General features: G+C 65.6%; 10 protein-coding genes. 7 read left to right on the plus strand and 3 right to left on the minus strand.

The genetic code is table 11. The features are described 5' to 3' along the window. Positions 1 to 120: 120 nt before the first annotated feature. The 3 genes from SAS01S_RS11220 to dacB are packed head-to-tail and all read left to right on the plus strand — an operon-like array spanning position 121 to position 3,242. On the plus strand, positions 121 to 1,362 hold the full coding sequence (locus SAS01S_RS11220; protein ID WP_066807921.1) for a dicarboxylate/amino acid:cation symporter: 1,242 nt from the start codon (positions 121 to 123) through the stop codon (positions 1,360 to 1,362). Then, a complete protein-coding gene (locus SAS01S_RS11225; protein ID WP_066807927.1) occupies positions 1,355 to 1,783 on the plus strand; it encodes a globin family protein in 429 nt (142 codons plus the stop codon). Before SAS01S_RS11220 ends, SAS01S_RS11225 begins: the two co-directional genes overlap by 8 nt. Before the next feature lie 16 nt (positions 1,784 to 1,799). Further along, on the plus strand, positions 1,800 to 3,242 hold the full coding sequence (gene dacB, locus SAS01S_RS11230) for a D-alanyl-D-alanine carboxypeptidase/D-alanyl-D-alanine endopeptidase (RefSeq protein ID WP_066807928.1): 1,443 nt from the start codon (positions 1,800 to 1,802) through the stop codon (positions 3,240 to 3,242). Between the two features lie 142 nt (positions 3,243 to 3,384). Here the strand turns inward: dacB and SAS01S_RS11235 are convergent, their stop codons facing one another. Then, a complete protein-coding gene (locus SAS01S_RS11235; protein WP_066807929.1) occupies positions 3,385 to 4,083 on the minus strand; it encodes a hypothetical protein in 699 nt (232 codons plus the stop codon). A gap of 316 nt (positions 4,084 to 4,399) precedes the next feature. On the opposite strand from SAS01S_RS11235, the gene SAS01S_RS11240 reads away from it, so the two are divergent. The 3 genes from SAS01S_RS11240 (at position 4,400) to SAS01S_RS11250 (ending at position 6,904) form a co-directional block, all read left to right on the plus strand. After that, entirely contained in the window at positions 4,400 to 4,828 is a 429-nt protein-coding gene (locus SAS01S_RS11240; protein WP_066807930.1) for a YciI family protein, read from the plus strand. A gap of 99 nt (positions 4,829 to 4,927) precedes the next feature. Continuing rightward, positions 4,928 to 5,575 carry a glutathione S-transferase family protein gene (locus SAS01S_RS11245; RefSeq protein WP_066807931.1) on the plus strand — a complete coding sequence of 216 codons (648 nt, stop codon included), beginning with the start codon at positions 4,928 to 4,930 and terminating at the stop codon, positions 5,573 to 5,575. 48 nt (positions 5,576 to 5,623) lie between these two features. After that, positions 5,624 to 6,904 (plus strand): RNA polymerase sigma factor, encoded by a 1,281-nt coding sequence (locus SAS01S_RS11250; RefSeq protein ID WP_066807933.1) that lies wholly within the window; start codon positions 5,624 to 5,626, stop codon positions 6,902 to 6,904. 21 nt (positions 6,905 to 6,925) lie between these two features. Here SAS01S_RS11250 and SAS01S_RS11255 read toward each other — a convergent pair whose 3' ends face one another. Beyond that, positions 6,926 to 7,945 (minus strand): serine hydrolase domain-containing protein, encoded by a 1,020-nt coding sequence (locus SAS01S_RS11255; protein WP_066807935.1) that lies wholly within the window; start codon positions 7,943 to 7,945, stop codon positions 6,926 to 6,928. Continuing rightward, a complete protein-coding gene (locus tag SAS01S_RS11260) occupies positions 7,942 to 9,513 on the minus strand; it encodes an MFS transporter (RefSeq protein WP_245656855.1) in 1,572 nt (523 codons plus the stop codon). The genes SAS01S_RS11255 and SAS01S_RS11260 overlap by 4 nt, the downstream gene beginning before the upstream one ends. Before the next feature lie 260 nt (positions 9,514 to 9,773). Between SAS01S_RS11260 and SAS01S_RS11265 the strand changes: the two genes are divergently transcribed. After that, on the plus strand, positions 9,774 to 12,884 hold the full coding sequence (locus tag SAS01S_RS11265) for a TonB-dependent receptor domain-containing protein (RefSeq protein ID WP_084238859.1): 3,111 nt from the start codon (positions 9,774 to 9,776) through the stop codon (positions 12,882 to 12,884). Positions 12,885 to 13,031: the final 147 nt, after the last annotated feature.

A 13,031-nucleotide genomic window follows, 5' to 3' on the forward strand; every position in this document is an offset into this window, starting at 1 on the left:
CTACCCCCTTCGTCATGTCGGGCTTGTCCCGGCATCCGCCGTGCAACAACTCCCCCCTCCGCTTGTGGCACAGTGGACCCCGGCCCAGGGCCGGGGTGACGAAGCAGCATAGTCCCGGCGATGCGCTTCTGGTTCGCCATCCCCTTGTGGCAGCGCGTCGTCGGTGCGCTGATTCTCGGCGTGATCTTCGCGCTCGTCTGGCCGGCAGGCGCACCGTACGTCCAGTTCATCGGCGACCTGTTCGTCCGCGCGATCCGCATGCTGGTCGCGCCGATCGTGCTGGTGACGATCGCCGCCGGCATCACCAGCCTGGCCGATCCCAAAAAGCTCGGCAGCCTGGGCGCGCGGACGATCGGACTGTTCGCCGCGACCACCGCGATCGCGGTATCGGTCGGCATGCTGGTCGCGACCGTGATCCGACCCGGCGCCGGCGCGCCGCTCGGCACCGCCGCGCCGCACGCGCTGGGCGTGGCGGTTACGCCTTATGACCAATTGATCGGCATCATTCCGCTCAACATCGTCGACGCTTTGGCCAAGGGCGATATGCTCGCGCTCATCTTCGTGGCGATTCTGTTCGGGGTCGGCACGGTGCTGACCGGCGACGCCGGCAAGCCCTTCGCCACGTTCCTCCAGGCGACGTCAGCAGTGCTGCTCAAGGTCGTCACGATCGTGATGGAAGCGACCCCGTTCGGCGTGTTCGCGCTGATCGCCAATGCTGTCGCTGCCAATGGCACGGCGGTGTTCGTCCATGTCGGCTGGCTTGCCCTCGCGGTGGTCGCGGGATCGCTGATCCAGATGCTGGTGGTGCACAGCCTGTTGCTGCGCCTCATCGCCAAGCTGCCGGTGCTGCCGTTCTTCCGCGGCATCGTCGATGCGCTGGTCGTCGCTTTCTCGACCGCGTCGAGCGGGGCCACCCTGCCGGTCGCGATGCGCGTGTCGGAGGACAATCTCGGCATCAGCCGCCCGGTCTATTCGACCGTGCTGCCGTTGGGCGCCAGCATCGGCAAGGACGGCACCGCGATGTATGTTGGCTTGCTCAGCCTGTTCGCGCTTCAGGCGTTCGGCACGCCGCTGACGGCGTCGGTCTATCTGCTCGTGCTGCTGACCGGATCGCTGGCCGCGTTCGGCACCGCGCCGGTCCCCTCCGCTTCGCTGTTCATGCTCGCCGCGGTGTTGTCGGCGGTCGGCGTGCCGCCCGAACAGACCGCACTCGTCGTTGGCTTCGTCCTGCCGTTCGACCGCCTGCTCGACATGACCCGCACGGTACCCAGCGCCTGCGCCAATCTCGCGGTCGCGACCACTGTCGCGCGCTGGGAAGGCGAGCTCGACGACGCCGTCTATCGCTCGACCGACGATGAGTGACGCCGACCTGATCGAAGCGAGCCTGTTCGCGCTGGACGGCCGTGAGGCCGCAATGCGCGAGCTGTTGTTCGACCGCTTCCTCGCCCGCTTCCCCGAGCGCCGCGCGATCTTCATGCACGTCGACGCGACCTCGGTCCGAATGACCGACGAGACGCTGCAATGGCTCCATGGGCTCGCCCAGGACCGGAAATGGGTCTGGAGCCAGGTCGCCGAACTCGTCTTCAATCACCGCAATTACGGCGAGCTGCGCCAGGACGAATATGATGTGTTCGTCGACTTCGCGATCGATGCGCTGCGCGACACTATCGACACCTGGAACGGGGCAACCGAGGGTGCGTGGCGGCGGCAAGCGGCGACGCTGAAGACACTGATCGCGCGGGCACGCGCCGAATGGGCGGCGTCGCCGCTCGCATTTTCCTGATCGGGGGACGCAATAGATGACGAAACAGGTTCTGGCACTTGTCGCCGCGGTCGCCATCGCGGTTCCAGCCGCGGCGCAGGATAAGGACCTGACGACGCGGGTCGAGGCGACGCTGGCGCAGCTGGCTGGACCCGGTACGCGCTTCGGCATCGTCGTGGTCGACGATCAGGGCCGTGACGTGGTCGCGATCAATCCCGACGCGCGCTTCATCCCGGCGTCGAACACCAAGATGTTCACCACCGCCACCGCGCTGACGACGATGGGCGATCTCACCCAGCCCGACACCACCGGCGGCGCGGCGGTACGGCTCGACGGGCGCGAAGTCGTGCTGATCGGCAATGGCGATGCACGGCTGTCGGGCGCCGACGATTGCACGGTCGATTGCCTGACGACGCTCGCCGATGCGGTCGCGCAAAAGACCCGCGTGGTCGGCGACGTGATCGGCGACGACACCCTCCTGCCCGACGAGCGCTGGGGCCCGGGGATGAGCTGGAACAACATCCCGACGCGTTCCGGCACCGCCACCTCGGCGCTGACGATGGACGATAATGAATTGCCGGTGACCGTGACACCGGGCGCGGTCGGCGCGGTGCCCAAGGTCGAACTGCCGGCTTATTACACGGTCGACAATCGCCTGATGACCGTCGCGGGCAGCAAGAATTCGGTCGAGTTCGATCGCGCGCCCAATGGCTATGAGCTTCGCCTGACCGGCACGATCGGCGCCGATGCCAAGCCCGACAAATTGCGCGTCGGGATCGACGATCCGGCGCGCTACGCCGCCTGGCGCTTCGCCAATCTGCTCAAGGCACGCGGGGTCAAGGTCACCGGCACGGTCGGCGTCCGCCATCGCCCGCTGATGCCCAGCGACGATCCCGCGATCCGCGGCAACGCCCCGCCCGCGCGGCCGCCGCTGCCGCCGGTGCTCGCCAAGCTGACGCCGCCGCCGCTGATGGACGACATGCATCTGACGATGAAGGTCAGCCAGAATCTTCATGCCGAACTCTTCCTGCGCCGCTCGTCGCTGGTCGCTGGCAGCGGATCGATCGCCGATGGTCAGGTCGCGGTGCGCGCGATGCTCGCCAAGGCCGGCGTACCGCGCGCGGCGTTCGATTTCTCCGACGGCTCGGGCATGTCGAGCTACAATCGCGTCGCCCCGCGCGGCGCGGTGATCATGCTGCGCTGGATCGCGACCCAGCCCTGGGGCGCGGCCTGGCGCGAGACGCTGCCGGTCGGCGGCGTCGACGGCACGCTGGCGAAGCGTTTCGGCGGCACGCTGCTCGACCATAAATTGTTCGCCAAGACCGGCACGCTCAACGCCTCGGCCGGCCTGTCCGGCTATATGATCGCCAAGAGCGGCCGCACGCTGACCTTCTCGACCTATGCCAACGACATCCCGCCAGGCGTCGAGGCGACCAAGGCAGTGGACGCCGCGCTGGAGCTGATCGCCGCGGAGAATTGAAAAGAGGACGTCGGCGACGGGTCGTCCATACGCCGCGCGACAATCAATGCCTAGCGTAGCCGGTCGGGACGAGTGCGAACGCCTGCCGTCGACGGGAAACGGTCGGACCGCTCCGGCAAGAGATCAAGAGTAGCACCCGGCGTCATTGCGCCGGAACACCCATGTTTTTCCTTACATCTTCCAGCTTGAGAGGCTGTGCCGGCAATGCGAAGCGCGCGGCCGGTATTGTGTCCTCGCTGATGGCATCGAGTTGCATGCCGGTGAATACCAGAGGAGCCCCGGTCTTCAGAATTTCCTGCATGTTCTTGAATGGGTTCGAGTCGCCGAGCACCTGACCCATCATCGCGACCGACATGTCGAATTGATGCGCCATGGCAGCACCGAGTGGCGCCAGCTGGGGGTCGGTGCTGATCACGACGATGGGCTCGCCGATTGGAGCGCCGCTGGTTTCTTTACCGCTGTAATATGCAATTCCCTGGCGACCTCTGATCGTTACCACGCCTCCCTTTACCAGTCGCCACGCGGGCGCATCCTTGCCCTTGTCCGCTGGCAAGTTCGGCATCATCTTTTTCATCTGTTCGGCCATCACTGTGGCCATGTCCTCGACGCGCATTACCGCCGGACCGTTGAAACTGGCCTGAATGATATAGCCGTGACCGTCATGCGTGATGAAATAGCTGTTCGGATTGGAAGTGGCCCCTCGCACATCGCCATTCGAGGCGACTTCGATTTTCAGGGTCATGGCGTTGTTGAGACCGACATAATTTCCCGTGATGTCCGCGGAAGCTGGCGCGCCCAGGGCCAACAGCGAGATGACGGACGATCGTACAACAAGGTTCATGAGAAGCCCCTTCATCAAACGGGCCGCACATATGCGCTGATGCACGAATGTCGACAATCGAGCTTACGTTCATTCCTGCTGGGCGTAGACCGTTGCTGTGGCGCGCAGGCCAGTTCCGCCGACGGGATTTCCACAAAGTCCGCCTAGCTCAAATGACGGCCATCGCATCGTCGGAATCCCCGACCCGAACGGCGCCCGATCAGACCCCACGCATCGCCCATTAAAAAAATTTGCGAAGCCATGTCGATTTCCGACAAGCTCGTTCGTCGTCCCGATGAGACGCCAATTGGGGCCGGCTCGAGCAAGGAGACTGACGATGCGTGTCATGATGCTGGTGAAATCCACCAAGGAGACCGAAACGGGCCTGGCGCCCACGCCCGAGATGCTCGAGGCGTTCGCGGCGATGGACCGGTTCACCGAGGAACTGGTCGAGGCCGGCGTCTTCATCGCCGGTGCCGGGCTCAAGCCCAGCGCCGACTCCAAGCGCATCGCTTATGAGGGCGCCGGCAATACGGTGATCGACGGGCCGTTCGCCGAGGCGCGCGAGCTGGTCGCGGGCTTTGCGATCTGGGACGTCAAGGACTTGGACGAGGCCGTGGCCTGGGCCAGGCGCTGCCCGATGATGGATGGCAGCGTGGTCGAGCTCCGGCCGTTCTACGAAGCAGCCGACCTGGCCGACTTCGTGACGCCCGAGGAGCTCGCCAATCCGCGCGGCGGCGACCGCGGCAAGCTCGGCGTCGCCTGATCGACCCCGGCCGGAGGGGCACATCCCCTCCGCAAGCCGCAACTCTGCGGTGCTGACGACCAATATGTCGACGCGCCATGCCACCATCGGAGACTGACGATGACCATCACCATCACCGCGTTCGAACGGTCGCCCGACGGCGGCAAGGGGCTGGCGCGCGACACCCGCGTTCGCTGGGCGCTCGAGGAAGCGGAACTGCCGTACGATGTCCGGTTCGTTTCCTTCGCCGAGATGAAGCAACCCGCGCATTTGGCCGTGCATCCGTTCGGCCAGATCCCCACGTTCGAGGATGGCGACCTCACGCTGTTCGAGACGGGCGCGATCGTCTTCCATATCGCCGAGCGGCACACCAACCTGTTACCGGCAGACCCCGATGCCCGGGCGCGCGCGGTCACCTGGATGTTCGCCGCGCTCAGCAGCGTCGAGCCGCCGGTCCTCGACCTCCAGACCGCCAAATTCGCGGAAGGCGACAAGCCCTGGGCGCAGGAGCGGATGCCGCTGGTGTTCGACCGTATCCGCGCCCGGCTGCGTCAGCTTGCCGATCGCCTGGGCGATGCCGAGTGGCTCGAAAGCAGCTTCAGCGCGGGCGACTTGTTGATGGTGTCGGTGCTGCTCCGGCTCAGAATGTCGGGCATCCTCGATGAGTTTCCAACCCTGGCCGCTTATGTCGCGCGCGGCGAAGCGCGCCCCGCGTACAAGCGCGCGTTCGCCGCGCAATTGGCGGTCAACGCCCCACCCACCGACTGACCGATCGGCCGCTTGCGTCGCCGCCGCCCCTGACGGACAAGGGGCGGCGTGACCGCAGGCGAGACGCACCCAGGCGAAACCCATCGGGCGATCGAGGCGACCTTTCGCATCGAACGGGCCAGGCTGGTCGCGGGTCTGGCGCGGATGGTGCGCGACATCGACCGTGCCGAAGAGCTGGCGCAGGAAGCGCTGGTCGTTGCCCTGTCCGATTGGCCGAAGACCGGCGTTCCGGCCAATCCGGGGGCCTGGCTGATGGCCGTCGCCAAGCGGCGTGCGATCGACGCCATCCGGCACGACCAGATGCGCGATCGCAAGCATGAGGAAATCGCACGAACGCTGGACGAGGAAGCCGAGGATGCGACCGCGGCGCTCGACGCCGCGCTCGACGACGATCTCGGCGACGAATTGCTCGGGCTGATCTTCACTGCCTGCCACCCGATGCTGTCGCGTGAGGCGCGCGCCGCGCTTACCTTGCGCGTGGTCGGCGGCCTGACCACCGACGAGATCGCGCGTGCCTTTCTGTCCAGCGAGGCGACGATCGCGCAGCGTATCGTCCGTGCGAAGAAAGCGATCGCCCAGGCCGGTCTGGCGTTCGACGTGCCGCGCGGCGGCGAACGAGCAGCGCGGCTGTCGTCGGTGCTCGAGGTCATCTACCTCATCTTCAACGAAGGCTATGCGGCGACGGCGGGTGACGATTTGGTCCGGCCGGCGCTGGCGCGCGAGGCACAGCGGCTCGGCCGCATCCTGGCGGGGCTGTTGCCCGAGGAACCTGAAGTGCTTGGCTTGCTGGCGTTGATGGAGATCCAGGCGTCGCGCCTCGGCGCGCGAACCGGGCCGGACGGCGCCTTCGTGACCCTCACCGAGCAGGATCGGTCGCGCTGGGACGGGTTGCTGATCCAGCGGGGGCTCGACGCCCTCGCCCGCGCCGAGGCGCTGGGTGGTCGCGGGCCTTATGTGCTGCAAGCCGCGCTCGCCGCCTGCCACGCCCGCGCGCGCCGGGCGGTCGATACCGACTGGCCCCGTATCGCCGCGCTCTATGACCGGCTGCGCGTGGTGACGCCCTCGCCCGTGGTCGATCTCAACCGCGCCATCGCCCACAGCATGGCGTTCGGACCCGACGCCGGCCTCAAGCTGGTGGACGAGATTGCCGACGCCGACGCGCTACGCAATTATGCTCCCTTCCCGGCGGCGCGAGGCGACTTCCTGTTCCGGGCCGGCCGGTTGGTCGAAGCACGGTCGGCGTTCGGGGCTGCCGCCGCGCTTACCCGCAACCTGCGCGAAAGAGCGTTTCTGCTCGCCCGGGCGGATGCCTGCGACGGTCAGGACTGACGCCAATCGACCGACACCATGTCAAAGCTGGCGTTGGGCGTCCCAAGCGGCGATCACCGCGTCACCGGTCGCTGGCCTGACCTCGAAGATGCTCTTCCCCGCCTCGCTGTGCCGCGACGGATGGACGCGGTTGGTCAGCAAGGTCCAGGCGATCCCGCGCTCAAAATCGACCCACAGCCCGGTGCCGGTGAAGCCGGTATGCCCGATCGTCTCGCCCGAGCAGGCCGGCCCGCCCGACCAGCCATCGAAGCGCCGTTCCCAGCCGCAGGTGCGGTGCTCGTAGAAGGGCGTACGGATCGCCTCGATCATCGCCGGCGAGGCGCCGCTGCCGTCGAGCAGCCCCTGCGCGAAATCGAGCACGCCCGCCACCGTCCCGAACAGCCCGGCGTGGCCAGTCTCTCCGCCCATCGCGAAGCAATTCTCGTCGTGCACTTCGCCCTTGAGCACGCGCCCACGCCACTGGCAGAGCTCGGTAGCCACTGCGGGACCGGGCGGCGGGCCGTAGCTCAGTCCCGCGCCGAGCGGCCAGGCCGAGAGCGGCTGCCCGGTGATCCGCTCGATCGCGATCCCCAACAGGATGAAGTTGATGTCCGAATAGACCGGCGGGCCGTGCCGCCATTCGCGCTGCAGCACGAACGCGCGTAACCGCGCCGGGTCGCCGCCATAGGTGTAGATCGGCTCGACCGCCGGCAGGAAGCTGCGATGCGCCAGGCAGTCGCGAAAGGTGAGCTTGCGCTCGGCGGCGTTGGCGACATCGTATTGGCGCAGATCGGGGATCGCATCGGTCAGCGGCCGGTCTAGATCGAGCCTGCCTTGATCGGCGAGGCGCAAGATCATCGTCGTCGTAGCGATCACTTTCGATACCGAGGCGAGGTCGAACCAATGGTCGAGCGTCAGCACCTCGGGCTCGGGCAGCAATGCGGCCATCCCGGCATGCGCCACCCAGCGCTGCCCGTCGGCTGCCACCACGCCCAGGGTCGCGCCGGGAATCCTGCCCGCCGCGACCGCGGTGGCGGCGGGAGCGAAGGCCTGTTCGATCATGCTGCCACGGCTCCGGTCGCGTTGGGATCGTCATCGGGCCGCGGTTTCGCACGGACAATGAACGGCAGCAGGACCAGCACCGCGACGCTCATCGTGCCCGCCATGATGAAGAAGCCGTCATAGCCGATCGCTTTCTGGAACACTCCCGACAGTCCCGCGAGCAGTCGGGGGATCAGGAAAGCGAGGCCGGAGAACAGCGCATATTGCGCCGCCGGGTAGCGCGGATTCACCAGCAGCGAGAGGTAGACGACGAACACCGCGCCTTCGAACCCATGGCCGAACTGATCGACCGCCATGGCGAGATAAAGATCGAGGTCGCCGGATGTCACGCCGAGGCCGAACAGCGAGAACAATACCGGCCCGCCGGGCGTCTGATGCGCGAGCCATGCGAAGATCCAGTTGCTGAGCGCGGACATCACCCCGCCGATCACCAGCGCCCAGCCCATCGAGACCCGGGCCGCCAGCAGCCCGCCCAAGGTCACGCCGAGCAACCCCGACACCAGAGCGACGACGCCATCGGCCGCGCTGATCTGCTTCAGCCCATAGCCCAGGAAATTGAACATCGGGTGCGACAGCGTGTTCGCCATCACATCGCCGGTGCGATAGATCGAGATGAACAACAGGATCGGAATGACGACGAGGCCGTATCGCCACGCCACGTCGACATAGGGCCCGACCGCCAGCGATCGGCGCAGCGGCGCGTGCCAGGGCAGTTTGCGAAGCCAGGGCACTGCCGCGCCGAGCACCAGGAACGGCAGCAGCCCGAGCCCGGCCACCCAATATTTCATGATGTCGGGATTATCGATCCCGACCGAGCCGATCGCGGACAATAATATCCAGCCAATCACCGCGGTCGCCGCGGTTATCGCAGCGATCGCCACCGCGCTGGTCAGCAAACCGGCCAGCAACGCGGGGATCCGACCGTCGACGCGCCCGCTCTCGGATCGCATCGCGGCCAGTAGCGGGAAAGGCAGGAACGCCAGGACGCCAATGGCCAGATAGGCGAATGTCCAGTCGGACACCGCAGCGACATAGATTGCGCCGCCGCCGGCCACCACCATCGAGATGCGATAACCCCATTGGTTGACCGCGACGAGCGGCCCCTGCTCTTCGGCCGTCGGCGCCAGTTCGACGCGCCATCCGTCCGCCGCGATCTCAAGCGTGCTGGTCCAGAAGGCGAGAAGCAATGCGAACAAGGCTGTCAGCGGCAGGCACTTGTCCGATGCGGTGAACGCCATCCCGATCGTCGACAAGAAGATGCCCAACTGGGACACCATGATCCAGCCGCGCCGCCGCCCCCAGAAGCGGCCGAACCCCGGCATGTCGTATTTGTCGAGCAAAGGCGCCCAGGCGAATTTGAACGTCGGCAGCAGCGATACCCAAGCGAAATAGCCGATCGTGACGATGTCGACATTGTGCCGCGCGAGCCGCAGGAACAACACGGTATTGAACATGTAGAATGGCAATCCGGCAGAGAAGCCGAGCAACGCGTATAGCGCCAGCCGCCCGAAGCCGGGACGTAGCGCCGCGCGTTCCGCCGCACCGGCATCCGCCGCTCCTATCGTCATGCACGCCGTCCGATCTTGCGGCTGATCAAATGCTGCATCGGCGATCCTCTCTCAGGCATTGGAGCCACGGTCCGATGCTCGCGGGGCCGCGTCAATGGCTGCGGTGTTGCAACCGCGCAACGCTTTGCCCCTGCCGCACACAAAAAGGGAACCGGTTTCATCGCTTGGCGCAAAAGGAAGGTGACAAGACCTGTCCATTTTGATGCTTAATGTCGCCAATGAAAGCGCCTCGGGAAGGGCGCGTCCAGGGGGACCATATCATGACAGGATCGAACTCGCTTCGTCTGGTGCTGGCGTCGGGGACGGCGCTTACCGCCTTGTGCCTGCTGCCGAATGCTGCCTTCGCTCAATCGACCGATAGCGATCAGACCACCGCGCCCGCGGCGACGCCGACCGGGGCTGCGTCGCCGGTATCGGACGATCAGGGCGACAGGGCCGGCAAGAGCAACGAAATCATCATCACGGGGTCGCGCATCAAGCAGGACCCGAACCGCAGCGCGCTACCTCTGCAGATCATCACTACCAAGGATCTCAGCCGCGAAGGCATCAGCAGCCCCGAGCAGCTGATCTCGTTCCTGGCCAGCAACGGCAACGGCGCCGACAATCTCGCGTCCAATTCCGACGTCGTCAGCGGTGCGGCGCGCGGCACCAACGGTCTGTCCGCCGCCAATCTGCGCGGCCAAGGCAGCGCGTCGACCCTGATCCTGCTCAACGGCCGCCGCGTCGCCGCGCATGGTCTGCAGGGCTCGGCGGTCGACGTGAACCAGATTCCGTTCGCCGCGATCGACCGGGTCGAAGTGCTCAAGGACGGCGCCTCGGCGATCTATGGCACCGACGCGATCGGCGGCGTGATCAACTTCATCACCAAGACCGATTTCACCGGCATCGACGTCCAGGGCTTCACCGACATCACCGAACAAGGCGACAGCCCGATCTATCGCCTTTCGGCCACCGTCGGCTGGGGCAAGCTCGACCAGCAGGGCTTCAACGTGATGGGCGCGGTGAGCAAGAGCTGGAACAGCATCCTGCGCGGATCGGATCGCGACTTCGTCAACGGCAACCAGCCGAATCGTGGCCTGTCGATCGACACGCGCGGCACGCCTTTCGCCACAGCGTTCCCGATCAACCCGACGGGTAGCAACGTGGGCATCACGCAAGGCGGGACGCTGCTCGGCGACGCGACGCAGTGCAACAAGACGGTGGCGAGTGTTTGTACGATCCCAAATCCCAATTATCTGGGCAATGGCGCAGGCTTCAACATTCCAGGAACGAATGTCCCGGCTACGGGCGGCGTAAATCCGCTGCGCCTACCTGGCGGCGCCGGTTGCGATTCCGTCGATGGCGGAATGAACTACGATGCAGCGCTATGGGCCACCCCCAGCGCCGCGCTTGCCTGTTCGTGGGACACCGGCCGCGCGGCGACGCTGCAACAGCCGCTCCAGACGCTGACCTATTACGGTCGCGCGACCGGAAAGCTTGGTGAACATCAAATTTATCTTGAGGTGACGGGGTCCGATGCGACCTCGCACAAGATTTTCTCGAACAATCAATACAGTGCCAACAATACGACGATGCCGATCGCCTATCCGCTCAATGCGTTGACGGCGCCGACCTATAATGCGGTCTATAACAGCATCGTGTCGGTCCTGCCGGCAGTTGCGGGCAATTACGGCAAGCCGATCGCCTTCCGCTGGCGCTGCACCGATTGCGGGCCGCGCGAATATGTCACCAATACCAAGACATTCCGCGCCGCGCTCGGGATCGACGGGCCGATCGCGCCTGGCTGGGACTATCGCGCCGGCGCCTCCTATGCGTCGAGCCGGGCGACGTCGATCCTGGGCAGCGGCTACAGCTATCGCGGCGTCTATGCGAGCGCCGCAGCGGTCGCCTATGCCAAGGCGCATGGCGACCCGAATGCGGTGCTGGGCGGCCCCGATCCGCGCGCGCCGACCGCCCCGGGCGCCAGCGCTCCCGGCATTGTCGGGCTGTTCAACAGCGGTATCCTCAACCCGTTCTCGCTGCAGCAGACGCCGCAGGCGCTTGCCGCGCTCGACGCGGTATCGGCCAAGGGCGTCAAGCTCTATGGCGGCAAATATGAGGTGCGGCAGTTCGACGCCTCGATCTCGGGCGAGTTGTTCCGCTTGCCCGGCGGCATGGTAAAGATCGCGGCAGGTGTGGATTACCGGCGCGAAAGCTACAGTTTCAACGGATCGTCGGCGGCCGACGCTTCGGCGCCTGACATTTTCAACGTCGCGTTCGACAACGTCAACGCGCTCAGCAAGGTCAACCGTGACGTCAAGGCGGCGTACGGTGAAATCCTGTTCCCGGTTTTCAAGATGCTCGAACTGTCGGCCGCGGGGCGCATCGACGATTACACCGGCTTCGGCTCGACCTTCAATCCGAAGTTCACCGCCAAACTGACACCGGTCGAGTGGCTGATGTTCCGCGGATCTTACAATACCGGCTTCCGCGTGCCGAGCTTCAACCAGATCTTCAATGGCGTCACCCAATCGCCAAACCCGGGCAATACGCTCGTCGACCCGACGCGCTGCCCGCAAGGCACAACGGCGGGGCCGCAACCAGCCTGCGCGCCGATCACGCCTGATTCGCTGAGCGGCGGCAATGTGAACCTCGGCCCGGAAACATCGAAGGAATATAGCTTCGGCACGGTGCTCCGGCCGACGTCACGTTTCAGCTTTTCGGCTGATTATTGGTCGATATCGGTGGATAATGTCATCGGCACGATCACCATACCGCAATTGCTCGCCAACATCGGCGCATTCGGCGATCGCATCCAGCGCGACCCGAACGGCATCATCACGCTGGTAGATCTGCGTACGGGCAATTTCGGGTCGCGCCGCACGCGCGGCATCGATTTTTCGGCGCGCGGCAGCGTCGACGCCCTGGGCGGCGCGATCTCGGCCGGGTTCGACGGGACCTTGCTGCTCGAGAAGAAGGAGAAGCTGCTGCCCAATCTGAAGTATACCGATCTGCTCGGTGTCTTCAGCCTGTCCGGCGACCTCGGCCTCAAGTGGAAGCACAATGCGTTCATCAGCTATACGAACAATGGTTTCGGGCTGACCTTCTCGCAAATCTATCGCGACGGTTATCAGAACCAGGCGTTGCCGGGCAGCGCAGGGCGTCCCGACTTCAACCCGCGGGTGAAGGCCTATGTCGTCTACAATGCATCGGTGTCGCAGAGCTTCGCCAATCACCTGACGCTGACCGCCGGGGTCAGGAACATCTTCAACACCGATCCGCCGTTCGCCATCACCTACGATTCGAACACCGGATCGGGCAGCTCGTGGGAACCGCGCGTCGCCGATCCGCGGGGCCGCTCTTTCACGATGACCGCCGAAGTGAAATTCTAGGCATTCCGATCGAGACGAAAATGAGAGGGGCGTCCGGCAACGGGCGCCCCTTTATCTGTCGACAGAGCGCTTGCCGCGAGTAGGTGAACGCCGGCTATCCGCGAGTCCAGCACGCTAAATCGCGACCGAAACGTCACCAGTCGTCGC

Source organism: Sphingomonas asaccharolytica NBRC 15499, from assembly GCF_001598355.1.
Taxonomy (GTDB): Bacteria; Pseudomonadota; Alphaproteobacteria; order Sphingomonadales; family Sphingomonadaceae; genus Sphingomonas; species Sphingomonas asaccharolytica.

Excerpts from the sequence above, each read along its gene's own strand:
- SAS01S_RS11220 (WP_066807921.1), top strand. The coding sequence starts at position 121 with ATGCGCTTCTGGTTCGCCATCCCCTTGTGGCAGCGCGTCGTCGGTGCG.
- SAS01S_RS11235 (WP_066807929.1), bottom strand. The coding sequence starts at position 4,083 with ATGAACCTTGTTGTACGATCGTCCGTCATCTCGCTGTTGGCCCTGGGC.
- SAS01S_RS11260 (WP_245656855.1), bottom strand. The coding sequence starts at position 9,513 with ATGACGATAGGAGCGGCGGATGCCGGTGCGGCGGAACGCGCGGCGCTA.
- SAS01S_RS11255 (WP_066807935.1), bottom strand. The coding sequence starts at position 7,945 with ATGATCGAACAGGCCTTCGCTCCCGCCGCCACCGCGGTCGCGGCGGGC.
- SAS01S_RS11245 (WP_066807931.1), top strand. The coding sequence starts at position 4,928 with ATGACCATCACCATCACCGCGTTCGAACGGTCGCCCGACGGCGGCAAG.
- dacB (WP_066807928.1), top strand. The coding sequence starts at position 1,800 with ATGACGAAACAGGTTCTGGCACTTGTCGCCGCGGTCGCCATCGCGGTT.
- SAS01S_RS11225 (WP_066807927.1), top strand. The coding sequence starts at position 1,355 with ATGAGTGACGCCGACCTGATCGAAGCGAGCCTGTTCGCGCTGGACGGC.
- SAS01S_RS11240 (WP_066807930.1), top strand. The coding sequence starts at position 4,400 with ATGCGTGTCATGATGCTGGTGAAATCCACCAAGGAGACCGAAACGGGC.
- SAS01S_RS11265 (WP_084238859.1), top strand. The coding sequence starts at position 9,774 with ATGACAGGATCGAACTCGCTTCGTCTGGTGCTGGCGTCGGGGACGGCG.